This is a genomic window from Corallococcus caeni (genome assembly GCF_036245865.1).
In the GTDB taxonomy this organism is placed as follows: Bacteria; Myxococcota; Myxococcia; order Myxococcales; family Myxococcaceae; genus Corallococcus; species Corallococcus caeni.
This window is the reverse complement of sequence record NZ_BTTW01000003.1, coordinates 192,908-209,054: the sequence shown is the minus strand read 5'-3', so window position 1 is coordinate 209,054 and position 16,147 is coordinate 192,908. Positions and strand designations below refer to the sequence as shown.

21 protein-coding genes and 1 riboswitch are annotated in these 16,147 nt (G+C 70.0%); of the genes, 10 read left to right on the top strand and 11 right to left on the bottom strand.

Annotation, left to right across the window (positions count from 1 at the left end):
- Window positions 1–29 precede the first annotated feature (29 nt).
- The 6 genes from cysC to AABA78_RS15135 form a co-directional block, all read right to left on the bottom strand.
- Window positions 30–800, bottom strand: a complete 771-nt coding sequence (gene cysC, locus AABA78_RS15160) for an adenylyl-sulfate kinase (RefSeq protein WP_338263802.1) — start codon at window positions 798–800, stop codon at window positions 30–32.
- A gap of 157 nt (window positions 801–957) precedes the next feature.
- The gene (locus AABA78_RS15155; RefSeq protein WP_338264293.1) at window positions 958–1,389 is read right to left on the bottom strand and encodes a M67 family metallopeptidase; all 432 of its coding nucleotides are present in this window, start codon (window positions 1,387–1,389) and stop codon (window positions 958–960) included.
- A gap of 20 nt (window positions 1,390–1,409) precedes the next feature.
- Window positions 1,410–2,042: a ThiF family adenylyltransferase gene (locus AABA78_RS15150; protein WP_338263801.1), complete on the bottom strand. Its 633-nt coding sequence runs from the start codon at window positions 2,040–2,042 to the stop codon at window positions 1,410–1,412.
- Window positions 2,043–2,051: 9 nt separating this feature from the next.
- The gene (locus AABA78_RS15145; RefSeq protein ID WP_171413218.1) at window positions 2,052–2,324 is read right to left on the bottom strand and encodes a MoaD/ThiS family protein; all 273 of its coding nucleotides are present in this window, start codon (window positions 2,322–2,324) and stop codon (window positions 2,052–2,054) included.
- A 4-nt stretch (window positions 2,325–2,328) separates the two neighbouring features.
- On the bottom strand, window positions 2,329–2,568 hold the full coding sequence (locus AABA78_RS15140; RefSeq protein WP_014396694.1) for a sulfurtransferase TusA family protein: 240 nt from the start codon (window positions 2,566–2,568) through the stop codon (window positions 2,329–2,331).
- Window positions 2,556–3,332: a HesA/MoeB/ThiF family protein gene (locus AABA78_RS15135; protein WP_338263800.1), complete on the bottom strand. Its 777-nt coding sequence runs from the start codon at window positions 3,330–3,332 to the stop codon at window positions 2,556–2,558. Before AABA78_RS15135 ends, AABA78_RS15140 begins: the two co-directional genes overlap by 13 nt.
- Before the next feature lie 151 nt (window positions 3,333–3,483).
- On the opposite strand from AABA78_RS15135, the gene AABA78_RS15130 reads away from it, so the two are divergent.
- The 6 genes from AABA78_RS15130 to AABA78_RS15105 all read left to right on the top strand — a co-directional run bounded on the left by AABA78_RS15130 (window position 3,484) and on the right by AABA78_RS15105 (window position 9,479).
- Window positions 3,484–3,906 carry a hypothetical protein gene (locus AABA78_RS15130; protein ID WP_338263799.1) on the top strand — a complete coding sequence of 141 codons (423 nt, stop codon included), beginning with the start codon at window positions 3,484–3,486 and terminating at the stop codon, window positions 3,904–3,906.
- Between the two features lie 90 nt (window positions 3,907–3,996).
- Complete coding sequence (locus AABA78_RS15125; RefSeq protein ID WP_171413215.1) at window positions 3,997–5,280, top strand: sensor histidine kinase; 1,284 nt, start codon at window positions 3,997–3,999, stop codon at window positions 5,278–5,280.
- Between the two features lie 21 nt (window positions 5,281–5,301).
- Complete coding sequence (locus AABA78_RS15120) at window positions 5,302–6,045, top strand: response regulator (protein ID WP_338263798.1); 744 nt, start codon at window positions 5,302–5,304, stop codon at window positions 6,043–6,045.
- 100 nt (window positions 6,046–6,145) lie between these two features.
- On the top strand, window positions 6,146–7,258 hold the full coding sequence (locus AABA78_RS15115) for an S-(hydroxymethyl)glutathione dehydrogenase/class III alcohol dehydrogenase (RefSeq protein WP_338263797.1): 1,113 nt from the start codon (window positions 6,146–6,148) through the stop codon (window positions 7,256–7,258).
- Window positions 7,255–8,109 (top strand): S-formylglutathione hydrolase, encoded by an 855-nt coding sequence (gene fghA / locus AABA78_RS15110; RefSeq protein WP_338263796.1) that lies wholly within the window; start codon window positions 7,255–7,257, stop codon window positions 8,107–8,109. Before AABA78_RS15115 ends, fghA begins: the two co-directional genes overlap by 4 nt.
- 95 nt (window positions 8,110–8,204) lie before the next feature.
- Entirely contained in the window at window positions 8,205–9,479 is a 1,275-nt protein-coding gene (locus AABA78_RS15105; protein WP_338263795.1) for a DEAD/DEAH box helicase, read from the top strand.
- Here AABA78_RS15105 and AABA78_RS15100 read toward each other — a convergent pair.
- Window positions 9,473–9,961 (bottom strand): FKBP-type peptidyl-prolyl cis-trans isomerase, encoded by a 489-nt coding sequence (locus AABA78_RS15100; RefSeq protein ID WP_338263794.1) that lies wholly within the window; start codon window positions 9,959–9,961, stop codon window positions 9,473–9,475. The genes AABA78_RS15105 and AABA78_RS15100 overlap by 7 nt on opposite strands.
- A gap of 75 nt (window positions 9,962–10,036) precedes the next feature.
- Window positions 10,037–10,573, bottom strand: coding sequence for a DUF2378 family protein (locus AABA78_RS15095; RefSeq protein WP_338263793.1), 537 nt, complete (start codon window positions 10,571–10,573; stop codon window positions 10,037–10,039).
- Window positions 10,574–10,761: 188 nt separating this feature from the next.
- Between AABA78_RS15095 and AABA78_RS15090 the strand changes: the two genes are divergently transcribed.
- The 3 genes from AABA78_RS15090 to AABA78_RS15080 are packed head-to-tail and all read left to right on the top strand — an operon-like array spanning window position 10,762 to window position 12,253.
- Entirely contained in the window at window positions 10,762–11,304 is a 543-nt protein-coding gene (locus AABA78_RS15090; protein ID WP_171413234.1) for an RNA polymerase sigma factor, read from the top strand.
- Window positions 11,301–11,960, top strand: a complete 660-nt coding sequence (locus tag AABA78_RS15085) for an NrsF family protein (protein WP_338263792.1) — start codon at window positions 11,301–11,303, stop codon at window positions 11,958–11,960. Before AABA78_RS15090 ends, AABA78_RS15085 begins: the two co-directional genes overlap by 4 nt.
- Window positions 11,957–12,253, top strand: a complete 297-nt coding sequence (locus AABA78_RS15080) for a Carotenogenesis protein CarS (RefSeq protein ID WP_171421274.1) — start codon at window positions 11,957–11,959, stop codon at window positions 12,251–12,253. Before AABA78_RS15085 ends, AABA78_RS15080 begins: the two co-directional genes overlap by 4 nt.
- On the opposite strand, the gene AABA78_RS15075 is transcribed toward AABA78_RS15080, so the two are convergent.
- Together AABA78_RS15075 and sugE are read right to left on the bottom strand one after the other, a co-directional pair.
- Window positions 12,217–12,954 carry a glutathione S-transferase gene (locus tag AABA78_RS15075; RefSeq protein WP_338263791.1) on the bottom strand — a complete coding sequence of 246 codons (738 nt, stop codon included), beginning with the start codon at window positions 12,952–12,954 and terminating at the stop codon, window positions 12,217–12,219. The genes AABA78_RS15080 and AABA78_RS15075 overlap by 37 nt on opposite strands.
- A 14-nt stretch (window positions 12,955–12,968) precedes the next feature.
- Window positions 12,969–13,298, bottom strand: a complete 330-nt coding sequence (gene sugE / locus AABA78_RS15070) for a quaternary ammonium compound efflux SMR transporter SugE (protein ID WP_338263790.1) — start codon at window positions 13,296–13,298, stop codon at window positions 12,969–12,971.
- 17 nt (window positions 13,299–13,315) lie between these two features.
- Window positions 13,316–13,385: riboswitch (guanidine-III (ykkC-III) riboswitch) on the bottom strand.
- A gap of 134 nt (window positions 13,386–13,519) precedes the next feature.
- Here sugE and AABA78_RS15065 point away from each other — a divergent pair.
- Window positions 13,520–14,287 (top strand): polysaccharide lyase family 20 protein, encoded by a 768-nt coding sequence (locus AABA78_RS15065; protein ID WP_338263788.1) that lies wholly within the window; start codon window positions 13,520–13,522, stop codon window positions 14,285–14,287.
- Window positions 14,288–14,332: 45 nt separating this feature from the next.
- On the opposite strand, the gene AABA78_RS15060 is transcribed toward AABA78_RS15065, so the two are convergent.
- Window positions 14,333–16,120, bottom strand: coding sequence for a CotH kinase family protein (locus AABA78_RS15060; RefSeq protein WP_338263786.1), 1,788 nt, complete (start codon window positions 16,118–16,120; stop codon window positions 14,333–14,335).
- Window positions 16,121–16,147 lie beyond the last annotated feature (27 nt).

Genomic DNA, 16,147 nt, shown 5'->3' with positions numbered 1-16,147 from the left:
TTCGACAGTCAGGGGACGACGGCGGGGCCCTAGCGGCCCTTGCCCTTCGCGGTCTTCTTCTTCGCGGCGGGGGCCGGCTTGCCCACGCGGGCGGCGCGGGTGGCCGGACGCGCCTTGGCGCCCTTGGAGCCCTTGTCCGCCTTGGGCGTCTTCGCGGCCTTCACGGCGGCGACCCGGGCGGGGGCCTCCTCCTCGTCGCGGCGGGCCTTCTTCGCCGGCAGCGGGTTGGCCTTCATCTTCTTGCCGGTGATGATCTTCAGCTCGTCCGTCGTCATCAGGCCCAGGTCCAGCAGGGCCTGGAAGATCTTCGTGCCGCCGTCCTCCACCGACTCCGTGTCGGAGTAGATGGTCACCTCCGGGGAGGTGGGCGGCTCGTAGGGCTCCGTGATGCCGATGAAGTTCGGGATCTCGCCGTTGAGCGCCTTCTTGTACTTGCCGGTGGTGTCGCGCTCGATGAGCTTCTCCGTGGGGCAGTCGACGTAGACCTCCACGTACTTGCCCACCGAGCGGCGCACTTCCTCACGGCTCGACTTGTAGGGGCTCACGCAGGGGACGAGCACGGCCGTGCCGTTGCGCGCGAGCAGGCCGGCGACGAAGCCCAGGCGGCGCACGACCATGTTGCGCTCGTCCTTGGTGTCGCCGATGCCGGCCCACAGGTCGTTCTGGAGTTCGCCCTCATCGAGGACCTCCACGTTGCGTCCGACCTGCCGGAGGCGCGCCGCGATGTAGGCGGCCGTCGTGCTCTTCCCGGTCCCGGACATGCCGGTCAGCCAGAGGGTGAAACCAGTGTTGGGGGCCATAAGGGTTCAAACTCCCTGCGTCCGGAGCGCTTCTTGCACGCGGCGTGGGACGCGGCAGATCCAATTGACCGCCGCTTTATAGACGATAACCCGGTCACTTGACAATTCGGACCCACCTTTCCGCAGGTGGGGTTGGTCGCCGGGCAAGTTCCCGCCCTTACACGGGTTTTTCAAACCTGAAATCCGCCAATGGAAGCGGAACAGTCTGAAAACCCCCCGTGCTCCAAACCGACTGGGAGGCGGAGGCTGCCCGGCCTCCGCGTATGGCGACTACGATATATGACACCTGGGGCAGGAGCGCGATTCCCGCTGGAGCGGCCTGGCGCCGGTCTTCACTGGAGAACACCGCGGGCGCGTCCACGTGCGAGTGGAAGACACAAGCCACCTCCTCCTCGCGTGCGTCCGCGTCCAGGCAGACCTGGAGCCAGGGCTCTGGTGCGAAGGCGTAGGCGACGCGCGGCGTGGGGGAGGCGTTGGGCAGGGGGACGACCCGCCATGATCCAACCTCGCCTTCCCCGCTCCGGAGGATCACGCCGCAGCCTTCCTGGGGCCAGGCGGCCTCCAGGTGGCGGATCATCCGGGTGAGCACTTCGGGTGGGAGGGGGTGGATCAGGGCTTCGCTTCCGCCGCCGCGCAGCGCGAGCACCGGCGCGGCTCCAGGTCCGTCATCGCGCCCGGCGCGCTCAACCACCTGCCGCCCAGCGACGGGCCCATCCCCAGCCGCAGCCGCTGGAACACCAGGGCGCCCAGGGCTCCCAGGGCCACGCCCATCGCCCCGTCCGGCGGCGTGCCCAGGTGGCGCACCGTCTCTCCGAAGCACCAGACGCAGCCGTCCCTGCCCCGGAACACCACCGCGCCGCGCGCGCCGTCACCGCCCAGCGCGACCCAGGGGGCCTCGCCGCTCCAGGCCGCCGGCAGCTCCGCGAGCAGTCCGCCGCCCGGCGTGCCCACCGCGTCCGGGTTCACCTCCGGCACCACGCGCGCCAGCACCTCCGCCACGGGCTGGCCCACGTCTCCCGCTGACGCAAGGAACCCCGGCGACCAGGGCCCCATGGTCAGCGAGCCCACGCCCGTCACCGGGGTGCCGCCGCCGGCCAGGTACGCCGTGGCGGTGAGGCCGGACGCGCCCAGCCCGTCCACGCGCGCGCCGCCCGACAGCAGGGCCTCCTGCCCGCGCCCGCCCACGTCCCGCAGGAGGATCTGCCGGGAGTAGCGGAGAATCTGATCCTCGCGCAGCGCCATGATGCTCCTTCAGCCCCCCGCCATGGCCGGGATGAGGGTGATGCGGTCCGCGTCCTTCACCGGCGTGTCCAGGGCCTTGAGCGCGCGCACGTCCTCCTCGTTGAGGAAGATGTTCACGTACCGGCGCACGGCGCCCTTGTCGTCGAAGAGGCGCGCGCCCATGCCGGGGAAGCGCGCTTCCAGGTCGCGCAGCACTTCGCCCACGGTGGCGCCGGTGGCCTGGACCTCGGCCTGGTTGCGCGTGAGCGTCCTCATGGGCGTCGGAATGCGAATCGTGGCCATAGGCTCATTTCCCCCGCTTGCGGATGATCAACCGGTGCGTGCCGTCCCCGCGCGGATCCAGGGACACCACGTCGTGGCCCTCGTCCTTCGCGCTGCGAGGCACGTTCTTCAGGGGCTCGTCGCCCTTGAGCAGCACCTCCAGCAGCGTGTCCGGGGGCAGCGACTCCAGCTTCAGCTTGGTGCGCACGTAGGTCATCGGACACACCTCGCGGGTGATGTCCAACGTCGCCGTCACGTCGGGCATGCGGTGTCCTCCTGGGACGAGGGGAACGGGGGCAGCGACTGGATGGCGCACCCCGGGCAGCCGGGCGCGCGCGTCACCTTCACCGTGCGCCCCTCCAGCGTCTCGCCGTCGAGCACGTGCAGCATGGCCTGGCCCCGCGGCCCCGTCGCCGCGCCCGCCAGAAGCTCCAGCGCGAGCAGCGCCTGCACCGCGCCGATGAGCCCCGCCATCGCGCCCAACACGCCCGCCTGCGCGCACGTGGGCACCGCGTCCGGGGGCGGCACGTCCTCGTAGAGGCAGCGCAGGCACGGGCCGCCCGGGTCGATGCGCAGGGCCTGTCCGTGCATGCGCAGCACGCCGCCGTACACCAGCGGCACGCCGGTGAGCACCGCCACGTCCGACAGGAAGAACTTGGTGGCCACGCCATCCGTGGCGTCCACCACCAGGTCGTGCTCGCGGAAGAGGGCCTCCGCGTTGCCCGCGTCCAGCCGCTCCGGCAGGGCCTCCACGCTCAGGCCCGGGAACGCGCGCAGCAGGCCGGCGGCGGCGGACTCCGCCTTGAGGCGGCCCACATCCTGGGTGCGGTGCCAGAGCTGCCGGGGCAGGTTCGTCACGTCCACCCGGTCCGGATCCACCAGCGTCAGGTGGCCCACCCCACCCTGCGCCAGGGCGAGCGACGCCGGACAGCCCAGGCCGCCTGCCCCCACCACCAGCACGCGCGCGCGTTCGATGCGGGTGGCGTGGGGAATGCGCGCGTGGTGGTCGGTATCCGGCGAACCGTGCATGGGACTGGTGCTCCGCGAGGAACGAAACGAATATGGTGCGGCGACTGGACGTCTGGTCTTCAGAGTCTCAGAGCTTCAGGACGTCCCCGAAGCCTTTCTCCCCGTTGTCGCCACCGCCGCCGTCACAAGCGGCCCTCACCTGCCAGGACATATGAAAAACCTGACCGGCGCGCTCGTGTTTTCCACCCTGCTGTCCCTGGCTGTCGGCTGCCACAAGAACACCGGCGAGAGCCCCGACGCGGCCACTCAGACCGGCACCGTCAAGGAGGAGCTCCAGTCGGACCGCGACGCAGCCCCCGCCCCGACGGCCACCGCCGAGGCCGGCACGAAGGACGCGAGCGCCGTGACCTACGACTCGGGCGCCAGCGACCGCCTGGCCCTGGAGGCCTGCGTGGACGGCTGGCTCAAGTCCCACAACCTGGACCGGTACGGCAGCCAGAAGGGCACCATGTACGCGGGCGGCACGCCCCTGTTCGACGAGCGCACCGGCGAGACGAAGGACCGCCTGGACTTCGTCCTCGAGCGCCAGCCCGAGGCGAAGAAGGCGTGCGTGGACCCAGGCGCCCCCAAGTAGCGCGCCGTCTGGCGGCACCCGCCAGGATGCCGACCTGGCGGCTTGCCGGGAATTCCGCTCCCGGAGAAGGTCCCGTAAGCTGCCGCTCGCATGGACAGTGACCCCCGACCCGGCGACGACCACCCGGCCCACGACTTGAAGGCCCGCGTCCGCGCCGTGCTGGAGCGCCGCAACCTCACGGACAACGTGTCCGCGGAGCAGGCGGCGGCCTCCTGGGAGCAGGACCGCTTCGTCGCCCGGGCCCGCGCGCTGTTCTACGCGCGGATGATGTTCCTCACGTTGGGCCTTCTCATCCTCGCGGTGCCCGCGTGGAGCGGCTACTTCGGCTTCAACGGGCCCATCTCCTTCCTGGGCTACTTCGCGATGCTCATCTACAGCGTCGCGAACCTGCTCGTCATCGACCACCCGAAGGCGGGCCGGTGGGTGACGTACCTGTCGCTCTGCTTCGACCTGCTCATCACCGTGGTGCTCATCGCGCGGCCGCAGGTGGGCGGCGGTCTGCAGAGTCCGCTGCTGGCGACGCAGCTGTTGTTCACCACGCTCTTCGCCATCCTCTTCCCCAAGCCGCTGGCCATCCTGCCGCCGCTGCTGGCGCTGCCCATCACCACGCGGTTGGATCTGCTGCTCAACCGCTCCGTGACGGCGGTGGAGCTGCTCACGCTGCTCTGGTACCTGGGGCTCAACTTCATCATCGTCTACGTGCTCGTGTACCTGAACGAGCGCGAGGCCACCGCGCACCGCGAGGTGGTGTCCCTGCAGGGCGACCTGAAGGAGCTGGCGGTGGTGGAGGAGCGCAACCGGCTGGCGCGCGAAATCCACGACGGCCTGGGCGCGTCCCTGTCCTCGATGATCATCCAGGCGGAGTACATCCTGAACCTCGCGCGCGAGGACGGGCTGCGCACGGAGATCCGCGAGATGAAGGCCACCGCGGAGGAGTCGATTGAGGAGCTGCGCCGCAACCTGCGGATGATGCGCGACGACTTCGAGCTGGCGCAGGGCCTGGAGGACTACGTCAAGACGTTCCGCGACCGCACCGGGCAGGACATCCGCTTCGAGCGCACGGGCCTGACGCGCAAGCTGCCCCCGGACGCGCAGCTGGCACTGTTCCGCATCCTCCAGGAGTGCCTGTCCAACGCCGCGAAGCACGCCGAGGCGAAGGAGGTCCAGGTGCGCCTGGACTTCAGCGCGGAGGGCGTGCACCTGGTGGTCCGCGACAACGGCAAGGGCTTCGACCCGGGCCGCACGCCGCGCGGCCACTACGGCCTGCTCAACATGCGTGAGCGGGCCATGAAGCTGGGGGGTTCCATCGTGGTGGACTCGGCGCCCGGCGCCGGAGCCCAGGTGGCCTTCTCCCTTCCCTGTCTTTCCGCCTGACACGCACCGGAGATCCGCCCCGTGGACCCGACTTCCAGCGCCGCCCCCCTCCCCATCCGCGTGTTCGTCGTGGAGGACCAGACCAAGATCCTCAAGAACCAGCTGCGCCTCTTCGAGGGCCACCCGGACATCGACATCGTGGGCACCGCGCTGTCGGGCGAAGCCGCGATGGAGGAGGTCGAGCGCGCGAACCCGGACGTGCTGCTCCTGGATCTGGGCCTGCCGCGCATGAGCGGCATCGACGTCACCCGCGAGGTGAAGGCGCGCTTCCCGAGGATGGAGATCCTGATCTTCACCATCTTCGACGAGGAGGACAAGGTCCTGGAGGCAGTGAAGGCGGGCGCGTCCGGCTACCTGCTCAAGGGCGCCACGGTGGACAAGATCGTCGAGGCCATCAAGGAGGTGCGCGCGGGCGGCACGGTCATCCAGCCGAACCTCGCGCGGCGCCTGCTGCGCCACTTCCGCGTGGAGCCGGACACCGCGCCCGTGCCCACCGAGCCGCTGCCCGTGGCGCCGTCCGCCGCGGAGGCCACGGCCCCGGATGCGTCCGCGCATGAGCCGCTGCTCAAGCCGCTGTCGGACCGGGAGCGGGAGATCCTCCAGCTCATCGCCAAGGGCGTGTCCAACAGCGAGGCCGCCCGGCTGCTGTCGCTCTCCAAGGCGACCATCCGCACGCACCTGGAGCACATCTACCGGAAGCTCGAAGTGACGAACCGCGTGGAGGCCGTCACCGAGGGCATCCGCAAGGGCCTCATCTCCGTCTAGTTCCGGGCCCTGATGGGTCGGGCCGTTTCTTTTCACGGACGACGTGGTGCGTGGCTTCTACAGTGGGGGGTCTTCGTTCCCCTCTGACTGGAGACCCACCATGGACGTCCGCGCCGCCGTCGCCTTCGAGGCCGGCAAGCCCCTGAGCATCGAAACCGTGCACCTGGAGGGCCCCAAGGCGGGCGAGGTGCTGATCGAGCTGAAGGCCACCGGCCTGTGCCACACCGACGAGTTCACCCGCTCCGGCGCGGACCCGGAGGGCCTGTTCCCCGCCATCTTCGGCCACGAGGGCGCGGGCATCGTCGTGGACGTGGGCGCGGGCGTCACCAGCGTGAAGAAGGGCGACCACGTCATCCCGCTCTACACGCCGGAGTGCCGCGGCTGTAAGTCGTGCCTGTCCCAGAAGACGAACCTGTGCACGGCCATCCGCGCCACGCAGGGCAAGGGCCTGATGCCGGATGGCACCAGCCGCTTCCGCCTGGGCAAGCAGCTGATCCACCACTACATGGGCTGCTCCACGTTCGCGAACTACACGGTGCTGCCGGAGATCGCCGTGGCGAAGATCCGCGAGGACGCCCCCTTCGACAAGGTCTGCTACATCGGCTGCGGCGTCACCACCGGCGTGGGCGCCGTCGTCTACACCGCGAAGGTGGAGGCCGGCGCGAAGGTCGTCGTCTTCGGCCTGGGCGGCATCGGCCTGAACGTCGTGCAGGCCGCGCGCATGGTGGGCGCGGACATGATCGTCGGCGTGGACCTGAACCCCGCTCGCAAGGAGATCGCGGAGAAGTTCGGGATGACGCACTTCGTGAACCCGAAGGAAGTGGAGGGCGACCTCGTCCCCTACCTCGTGAACCTCACCGGCGGCGGCGCGGACTACAGCTTCGAGTGCATCGGCAACGTGAAGACGATGCGCCAGGCGCTGGAGTGCTGCCACCGCGGCTGGGGCGAGAGCATCATCATCGGCGTGGCGGGCGCGGGGCAGGAGATCAGCACCCGGCCGTTCCAGCTCGTCACCGGCCGCGTGTGGAAGGGCAGCGCGTTCGGCGGGGCTCGCGGCCGCACGGACGTCCCGAAGATCGTCGACTGGTACATGGACGGGAAGATCCAGGTGGACCCGCTCATCACGCACACGCTGAAGCTGGAGGAGATCAACCACGGCTTCGACCTGATGCACGAGGGCAAGTCCATCCGCAGCGTGGTGAAGTACGCATGAGCGCGGTGACTCCGACGCTCGTCAGCGAGCACGCGTGCTTCGGGGGGACGCAGTCCTTCTGGAAGCACCCGTCCGAGGCCTGCGGCGGTGAGATGCGCTTCAGCGTCTACACGCCGCCCCAGGCGAAGCACGGCAAGGTGCCGGTGCTGTACTACCTGGCCGGCCTCACCTGCACGGAGGAGACCTTCCCCACCAAGGGCGGCGCGCAGCGCGTGGCGGCGGAGCTGGGGCTGATGCTCGTGGCGCCGGACACCAGTCCTCGCGGCGCGGGCATCCCGGGCGAGGACGCGGACTGGGACTTCGGCACCGGCGCGGGCTTCTACCTGGACGCCACGCAGGAGCCGTGGAAGGCGCGCTACCGCATGGGGACGTATGTGACGAAGGAGCTGCCCGGCATCCTCGGCGCGCACTTCCCCGCGCGCATGGACCGCGAGGGCATCTTCGGACACTCGATGGGTGGACACGGCGCGCTCGTCACGGCGCTGCGCGACCCGGGCCGGTACAGGTCCGTGTCCGCGTTCGCGCCCATCGGGGCTCCCATCCGCAGCCCCTGGGGCAAGAAGGCCTTTGGCGGCTACCTGGGCCCGGATGAGCAGACGTGGCGTGAGTACGACGCCACGGAGCTCCTGAAGGCGGGCCGGCGCGTGCCGGCGCTGCTGGTGGACCAGGGGACGAAGGACAAGTTCCTGCCGGATCAGCTCCACCCGCACCTCCTCAAGGAGGCCTGCGAGGCGGCGGGCCAGCCCCTCACCCTGCGCATGCAGGAGGGCTACGACCACGGCTACTACTTCGTCTCCACGTTCATGGAAGACCACCTGCGCCACCACGGCGCGGCGCTGAACGCGGGCTGAAGGCAGCCCCCGCGCCCCGGGCTTCCACGGCCCGGGGCGCCCCCTGCCCCTCAATCCCCTTCCCTCCCTGGCCTAAAACGTGGGAGGCGTGGGGCATGAGTGCTTCCTTCAAGTCCCTGGGCCTGTCCCCCGAAACGCTGGGCGCCGTGAAGCGTGCCCGCTTCGGTGCTCCCACGCCCATCCAGGCGCAGGCCATCCCGCCCGCGCTGTCCGGCCGCGACGTCATCGGCTGCGCGGCCACCGGCACCGGCAAGACGGCCGCCTACCTGCTCCCCATGATTGAACGCTTCGTGGGCGAGCGCGGCACGCTGGGCCTCATCCTCACCCCCACGCGTGAGCTGGCGCAGCAGGTGACGGAGCAGGCCCGCTTCTTCGGCGAGTCCCTGCGCGTCCTGCCCACGCTCATCGTCGGCGGCGAGGACATGAACGCGCAGGTGGACGCGCTTAAAGAGCGCCCCACCCTCATCGTCGCCACGCCGGGCCGGCTCGTGGACCTGCTGGGCGTCAAGGCCGTGAACCTGTCGCGCATCCGCACCCTGGTGCTGGACGAGGCGGACCGGATGCTCGACATGGGCTTCCTGCCGCAGATCAACCAGATCCTCCACGCGCTGCCCCGCGACCGCCAGACGCTGCTGTTCTCCGCCACCCTGGGCGCGGACGTGGCGCGGTTCGGCCAGCGCGCGCTGCACAAGCCCGTGCGCGTGGAGGTCACGCCCAGCGGGACGCCCGCGCCCCGCGCCGAACAGCACCTCTACATCGTGAAGCCCGAGGAGAAGTGGCCCCTGCTGCTCACGCTGCTCGCGCAGGACCAGGCCAGCGCGCTCGTGTTCGTGCGCACCCAGCAGCGCGCGGACAAGATGAAGGAGCTGCTCGCCGCCGCGGGCCACAAGTCCGCCGCCCTGCACGCGGGCCGCACGCAGGCCCAGCGGCGTCAGGCGTTGGAGGGCTTCCGCCGCGGGCAGTACCGCTGCCTCGTGGCCACCGACCTCGCGGCGCGCGGACTGGACGTGGATGACATCGGCCACGTCATCAGCATGGACGTGCCGCACGGGCCGGAGGACTACGTGCACCGCATCGGCCGCACCGCTCGCGCGGCGGCCAGTGGACGGGCGTCACTCTTCGCGCTGGAGGTCGAGCGGCGCACGCTCCAGGACATCGAGCGCATCATCCGCCAGGAGCTCCCCCGCACGGAGGTGCCGCGCAAGGACCCCCTCTTCAAGCAGGAGATGGAGGCATGGCTGGCGAAGCAGCGCGACCCGGGGCCTCGCCAGGCCGACCATGGAAGCTCCAAGCGGCCCGAAGGCGCGGCGCCCGGGCGGCATGCCCGGACGCACGGCAAGGGCCGGCCGAAGGGCCCCAGCGGTCAGTGATCGTGGTCGTCGTCGGGGCCGTGCGCGTGGCCGTGCTCGAGTTCCTCGGGCGTGGCGGCGCGCACTTCCTTGATGGTGACCTCGAAGTGCAGCTCCTTGCCGGCGAACGGGTGGTTGAAGTCCACCAGCACCGTGTCCTTGCGCACTTCCTTGACCAGGAAGTCGACCTCGTCACCTTCCGGGTCCGTGGCGCTCAGGATGCCGCCGGCCTTGATCTCCAGGTCCTCGGGGAACTCCGTCCGGGGGACCTCTTCGACGCCTTCCGGGTCGTAGTCGCCGTAGCCGTCCGCCGCGGAGACGACCGTCTTCAGCGACTCGCCCGCGGACTTGCCCTCCAGCGCCTTCTCCAGGCCGGGGACGATCTCCTCGTAGCCGTGCAGGTAGACGAGCGGATCGCCTGCCTCGCTCTCGTCCACGACCTTCCCGTCGCCGAGGTGCAGCTTGTAATCAATGGCGACAACACTGTCCTTGCCGATTTTCATGGGGCCCTCATAGCGCATTCAGTCATGTCGAGGTGGAAGGATGATGCCCACCGTTACCGCGTGCACACGGACGTCCTACCAACGCATGCGCAGCTCGAAGCGGCCGTGCCCGTCGTCGGTCTCCAGCACCGCGCTGGGGTTCGCGGCCCCGGCCTGCCGCAGGGCCTCCTCGCAGCACCCCGCGGCGGCCTCCGCCGGGAACGGGTAGCCCTGGAATGTCACGCGCCAGTCCCTGGGCCCCAACTCCAGGGAGGTGATCTCCACCGGCTCCATCACCGAGCGGAAGCTCAGCGCCACCCGCTTCATGGCGCGCTCCGGGCCCGCGATCTTCAGGGCCACGTTCACCACCTTGCCCACCAGCGTCTCGAAGTAGCCGCGCACCAGGTCCCGGCCCATCTGCCGCAGCGCCTCCTGCTGCGGCCGGCCCGAGTACGCGGCCTGCAGCACCAGGTTCTGGCAGCGCAGGAACACCGACGCCGGATAGCTGGCCCGGGGGCGGTCCGGGTCATAGCCCGCCGCCGCCATGCGCTCGCGCAGGGACGTGTCCAATCGCACGCAGCGCAGGAGCGATTCGAACAGCGTGGACTGGATGACGACCTCGGCGGGGGACATGTGCGCTCGAAGTGGGGAAACGCGTTGAAACCGGTAAGGCGCGCGACACTACCCTTTCGGGTCATGGAAGCGAGCCTCCTCGCGATGTCACGTCCAGCGCTTGTCGTTTCAAGGCCTTGGCGCGTCCAGGGGGGCAATCGTCCGTCCCCGGAAACGATTTCCGAGCAGGGCCGTTCGTGAGCCAGACGATGGAAGGCGTCACGGACGAAGCGCTCATGGACCAGTTCTGTCAGGGAAACGAGCCGGCGTTCGAGGCGCTGTTCGCCCGGCACGCCGGGCGTGTGCACGGCTTCCTCGCCCGCATGGTGAGGGACGGACCGCTGGCGGAGGACCTCATGCAGACGACCTTCCTGTCCGTCATCCGCGCCCGGGGCCGCTACGAGCGGGGCACGCGCTTCACCCCCTGGCTGCTCACCATCGCGGCGAACGCGGCCCGGGACGCGCTGCGGCACCAGCAGCACGTGGACGCGCACGCGCACGCCCCGCCGGAAGGCCCCACCGCGGTGCCCGCGCCGGACGGCGACCCGGCGATGCGCCGACGCATCGAGGACGCGCTCCAGCAGTTGCCCGTGGAGCAGCGCGAAGCCGTGGTGCTGAGCAAGCTGGAGGGCTGGTCCTTCGAGGAGATCGCGGAGATGCGAGGCATCCGCGCGGGCGCGGCCCGGCTGCGGGCGCACCGGGGCTACGAGAAGCTGCGCGAGCTGCTCGGCGGACTGGAGGACGTATCATGAGCCCGCCTCCGGACCCGTGGCGGTCCGCCCCTCCCCGCCTGGACCCGAGGGCGATGGAGCGCGCGTTGGCGGCGTCGCGCGCGGAGCTGGCGCTGAAGCGGCCGGTGCGTCGCTGGCGTTCGCAGGCGGTGGGGCTGTTCGCGGCGTCCGCGGGCCTGGCGCTCGCGGTGATGGGCGTGCTGCTGGCGCTGGGTCGCACCACGGGCGCGATGCTGACGGGCCGCGCGCCGATGCTGGCGATGCTCCTGTCCACGGGGGCGCTGTGCTCGTGGGGGGCGCTGTCCCCGCGCGGGCGCCGGCTGCGCTGGCTGGGTGTGGGCATGGCGCTCGTGAGCTCCGCGCTGCTGGTGCTGACGCGGGCAGCCCCGCGGGGCCCTTCCAACCTCCCCGAGTGGGTGTGCACGGTGAGCCATGTGGCGCTGGCGCTGGCGCCCCTGGTGGTGGCGGTGGTGGCGCTGCGGTCGGCGGCGTTCGACCCGCTGCGCGCGGTGGTGGCGGGGCTGGCGGTGGGGACGGTGGGTGCGTTCGTGGGCGAGCTGGCGTGTGAGCAGGGCCCCGGACACGTGGCCACCTATCACCTGGGGGCGTGGGCGCTGTTGACGCTCATGACCTGGGCGCTGTCGAAACGACTCAAACCCCGGACCTACGCACCATGAAGCACGACCCCTCGCTCATCTTGACGCAAGACGTGGACGGCGCGCCGGTGCGCATTGGCGCGACGGTGATGGTGGTCCGCACCGAGCCGGAGGACGTCCTCTCGGAGCGCTTCCTGGGCCGCGTGGGCGTCGTCGTGGCGCTGGTGTTCGACGACCCGGCCACGCAGTACCCGGCGGATCCGCTCATCCAGGTCCGCGTGGCCGGCGTGGGCGAGGACCTGTTCTTCGCCCGGGAGCTCGTGGAGGTTCCCGAGGGTCACTTCGTCGCGTTCGGGTCGTCCAGCTCCGGGTAGTGGCGGAAGATGCCCTGTTCGTTGAAGGGCTGGGCGCGCGGGGACTGCTTGTACGCGGCGATGCGGGGGCGCTCGCGGATGCGCTGATGCAGCGCCATCACGCCGGGCACTTGCGGGGCGATGCGGCGCATGGCGTTGGGGAAGGCGTACCGCAGGCCGTCCACCAGTTGGAACAGCGCCAGCTCCGGGTAGGTGAAGTCGCTGCCCAGGAGGTACTTCCCGCCGCCCTCCGGGTTCGCCTTCAGCACGCGTTCGAAGTAGCCCAGGAACTTCGGGATGCGCTGGGTGCGGAAGTCCTCGGCGCGCTGCTTCGCGGCGTCCTTCTGCTCGTCGTAGTACTTCATCACGGCGACGGGATGGTGCGTGTCATGCGCCTCCGCCACCACGTCCGCGACGGTGAGCTGGAATTGACGGGCGTGCAGCCGCGCCGCCTCGTCCGAAGGCACGAGGCCGAAGCGCTCCCCCAGGTACGAGCAGATGTTGGCCGCCTGGGAGAAGACGAGTTCCCCCACCTTGAGCACGGGCGGTGCGTACGCGGGCACGGGGCCCTGGCCCAGCATGTCCGCGACGGCCTTCCCGCCGCCGGCGCGCAGGCCCACGTCCACCCAGTCCGCGCCCGCCTCTTCCAGCACCAGCCGCACGAACTCGCCGCGGCCGGGAATGCCGGGCCAGTAGTACAGCTCGAACTTCGCGTCGCCCATCGTCGTGACCTCGCCTAGTGCGTCCCGCTGGTGAACTTCAGGCCCACGATGGCGACGATCATCAACGCCAGGAAGAACAGGCGGGCGGGCGTGGCGGGTTCATGGAAGAGCAACATGCCCGCGACCGCCGCGCCGGCCGCGCCGATGCCCACCCAGACCGCGTAGGCCGTGCCGATGGGCAACTGCTTCACCGCGATGGCCAGCAGGCCCATGCTCGCGACGATGGCCGCCGCGGTGAGGACGCTGGGAATGGGCCGGGTGAAGCCCTGCGTGTACTTGAGCCCGATGGTCCAGGCCACTTCCAGCAGGCCCGCGAGGATGAGGAGGATCCACGACGACGTCATGACGCACGACTCCCGTTCAGGCGTCGTCTTGTCGTGACCGGGTACGGCGCACCTCGTCCGGGCTCGGAGGCCCCACCCCGGGGCTTCCGCACGCGCGCACACCATAACCGCCACGCCGTGCCACGGCATCCCCTTTTCCGAGACAGCCCAGGCATCAACCTGCTAAACTTGAATACCAAGAAATAACAACAAAGCCGTAAGTTTCCAGGAGGCTTCATTCAATGCAGCCCAAGCATCTCGCCGTGGCCGCTGGCGTGTCGCTGTTCGCCTTCGGGCTGGTCGCGGAGGCAGCGGAGATCTTCCGCAACACCGGAACGCTCACCGGCTGGAACTCCATCAACCGGGAGCACAACGGGTCCGTGAACGAGGTGACCAACGTCACCTATGAAGGCCCCACCGCCATCAAGGTCACGCAGATCTACGACCCGAACTACACGGGCCGGTACCACTCGGAGGTCGTGAAGAACAACGTGTACCGCCGGGGCGACACGGGCTTCTACGGCTTCACGTTCCGCCTGCAGCAGGACTGGCAGTTCCAACCCCAGTCCTACAACATCGCGCAGTTCATCGCGGACTTCTCCAACACCGGCTGCGACGACTACATGCCGTCCACCATGGTGTGGCTGTCCGGCAATCAGCTCTACACGCGCGTCAAGCAAGGCACGGTCTGCAACCAGAAGACCGTCACCTTCCCCAGCCTGGCCACGGTCAGCGCCGGGGAATGGCACAAGGTCATCATGCAGGTGAAGTGGGCCAGCGACACCACCGGCTACATCAAGCTGTGGTTCGACGGCGTGAAGGTCCTGGAGCAATACAACCTGGCCACCACCGTGGCGGACGACCGCTACTTCCAGTTCCGCGTGGGCCTCTACGCCAACGGCTGGCATGACAACGGCTACATGCAGGGCAGCCAGCCCAACCGCAGCATCTGGTTCGACGAGATTGCCGCCGGCACGACGTTCGCCGACGCAGACCCTGCGCAGTGGTAGTCCCGGTGGGCGCGGCGAGGTCCTCCCCCCGCCGCGCCGCCAACCTCACGGCAGCTGCGTCTGGAACGCGGACCAGCGCGTGTGCACCCACTGCCGGATGTAGTCCACCTCCTCCGCGTGGGTCTTGAAGTCCTGGCGCAGGTGCCAGTCCGGGAAGTTGCCGTAGCCCCCCTCGTTCACGTCGGGCCCCGTGCTCGGCTTCGCGAAGTTGCGGTACTCCTCGCCCCACCGCGCCTCGTCGCGCTGCGCGTTGGGCCCCAGCTCCTGCACGTAGCCGTCGATCAGCGCCTGCACCGTGGCCTCGCTCACCTCGTTCTTCAGGGCCTGGCGGTAGCGCTCGCGCATGGGGCCCGCGATGGAGGGCTCCGCCAGCATCCGCTTGAAGAGCAGGTTGTCGGACGCGTAGGTGGGCCGCGCCGTGGCGCTGGTGCGCGTGGTGTCGAAGTTCTGCCCGAAGCTCGCGTCCAGGTCCCACGGGATGAAGCGCCACGGGCCGCCCGCCTTCGGGTCATACGCGTGGTAGGCGTTCTTCCCCTGCGAGTCATTGCCCTGGATGAGCGTATTGAAGATCCACCAGTCCTCGTAGTCGCGCGCCTTCAGCTTCGTGCCGAACTCCTGGCGGAAGCCGTCCGCGCTGGAGTCCGCCACCCACGCGACGAAGGCGTCCAGCGGGTCGAAGGCGTGCGGCTGGTTCTGCTCGGGCGTGCCCTCGGACTTCTCGAAGCCGACGTGGAGGTGCTCCTTCGGCTGCCCGTTGCGCTTGAGGCGGGAGAAGTTGGCGTCCGCGTCCACGCCCTTGAAGAGGTCCGAGTCGTCGTCGATGCCGTTCCACTCCATCAGCCGCTTGTCCACGTGGTCCGCCGCCGTGTAGAGCCCGCGGAACTTCTTGTTCGCGTACACCACGACGCTGAAGGTGCGGATGCGCACGGCGTTGGGGGACAGCCGGTGCCAGAGGTCGAACGCCAGCCGCGAGCGCAGGTACGAGTTGTCATTGAACGTGGTGATGAGCACCACGCGCTTGCGGTCCTTGAAGCCGTCGCCGAAGACGGGCTCGGAGAACAGGTCGTCCTCCGCGAACTTGAACGTCAGGCTGCGCTTGGGGAACACGCTGGAGGTGGCCCCGCGGTACTTCGCCTCGATGGTGTAGCGGTGGCCCCGGTACACCACCTCCGCGGGCCGGTAGCCGCCGGCCGTCAGGCCCACGTCCGGGTCGAAGAACAGGTGCACCACGGGCAGCCCGTACTCCTCCGTGTAGGCCACGGGGTCGACGATGTCGACCTTGCCCGGCGCGTTGTCGTTGTTGGCCACGCCCACCTTGAGCGTGCCAGTCTCGCCGGTGGTGCGCTCCTCCAGCGTGAGCATCCACACCGCGCCCTGGTTGAGCGCGGGCGTCCAGCGCAGCGTGGCGGTGGACTCGTCGAACGTCGCGCCCGCGGGCAGGTTCTTCACCCCGAAGCGCAGCCCCGCCGCCGTGTAGCCCGTCGCGCACGTCACTTGCGCGGTGAAGGCCTCGCCCTCCAGCACCCAGCGCGTGTCGCCCGCCGTGGGCGCGCAGGTCAGCGGCGCGGTGCCCGCGTCCGTGCCGCCGCCGGCTCCGGCATCCGGCGACCCGGTGCCCGCATCGGACGACGAGCCCGTGCCCGCGTCGGAGGACGGCTGCGTGCCCCCATCCACCGTGCCCGCGCCGGACGGAGCACCCGTGCCCGCGTCGTCGTTGGCCGTGCCGGAAGGAGTGCCGGGCGTGGGCGCCTGGGTGTCACCTCCGCCGCACGCCACCAGGGCAAGGCATGCCAGCCCCGCCAGTCCCCGCCTCCACCATCGCCGTGCTCGCACCGAGAATCTTCCCCCTTGGCCGCGGCC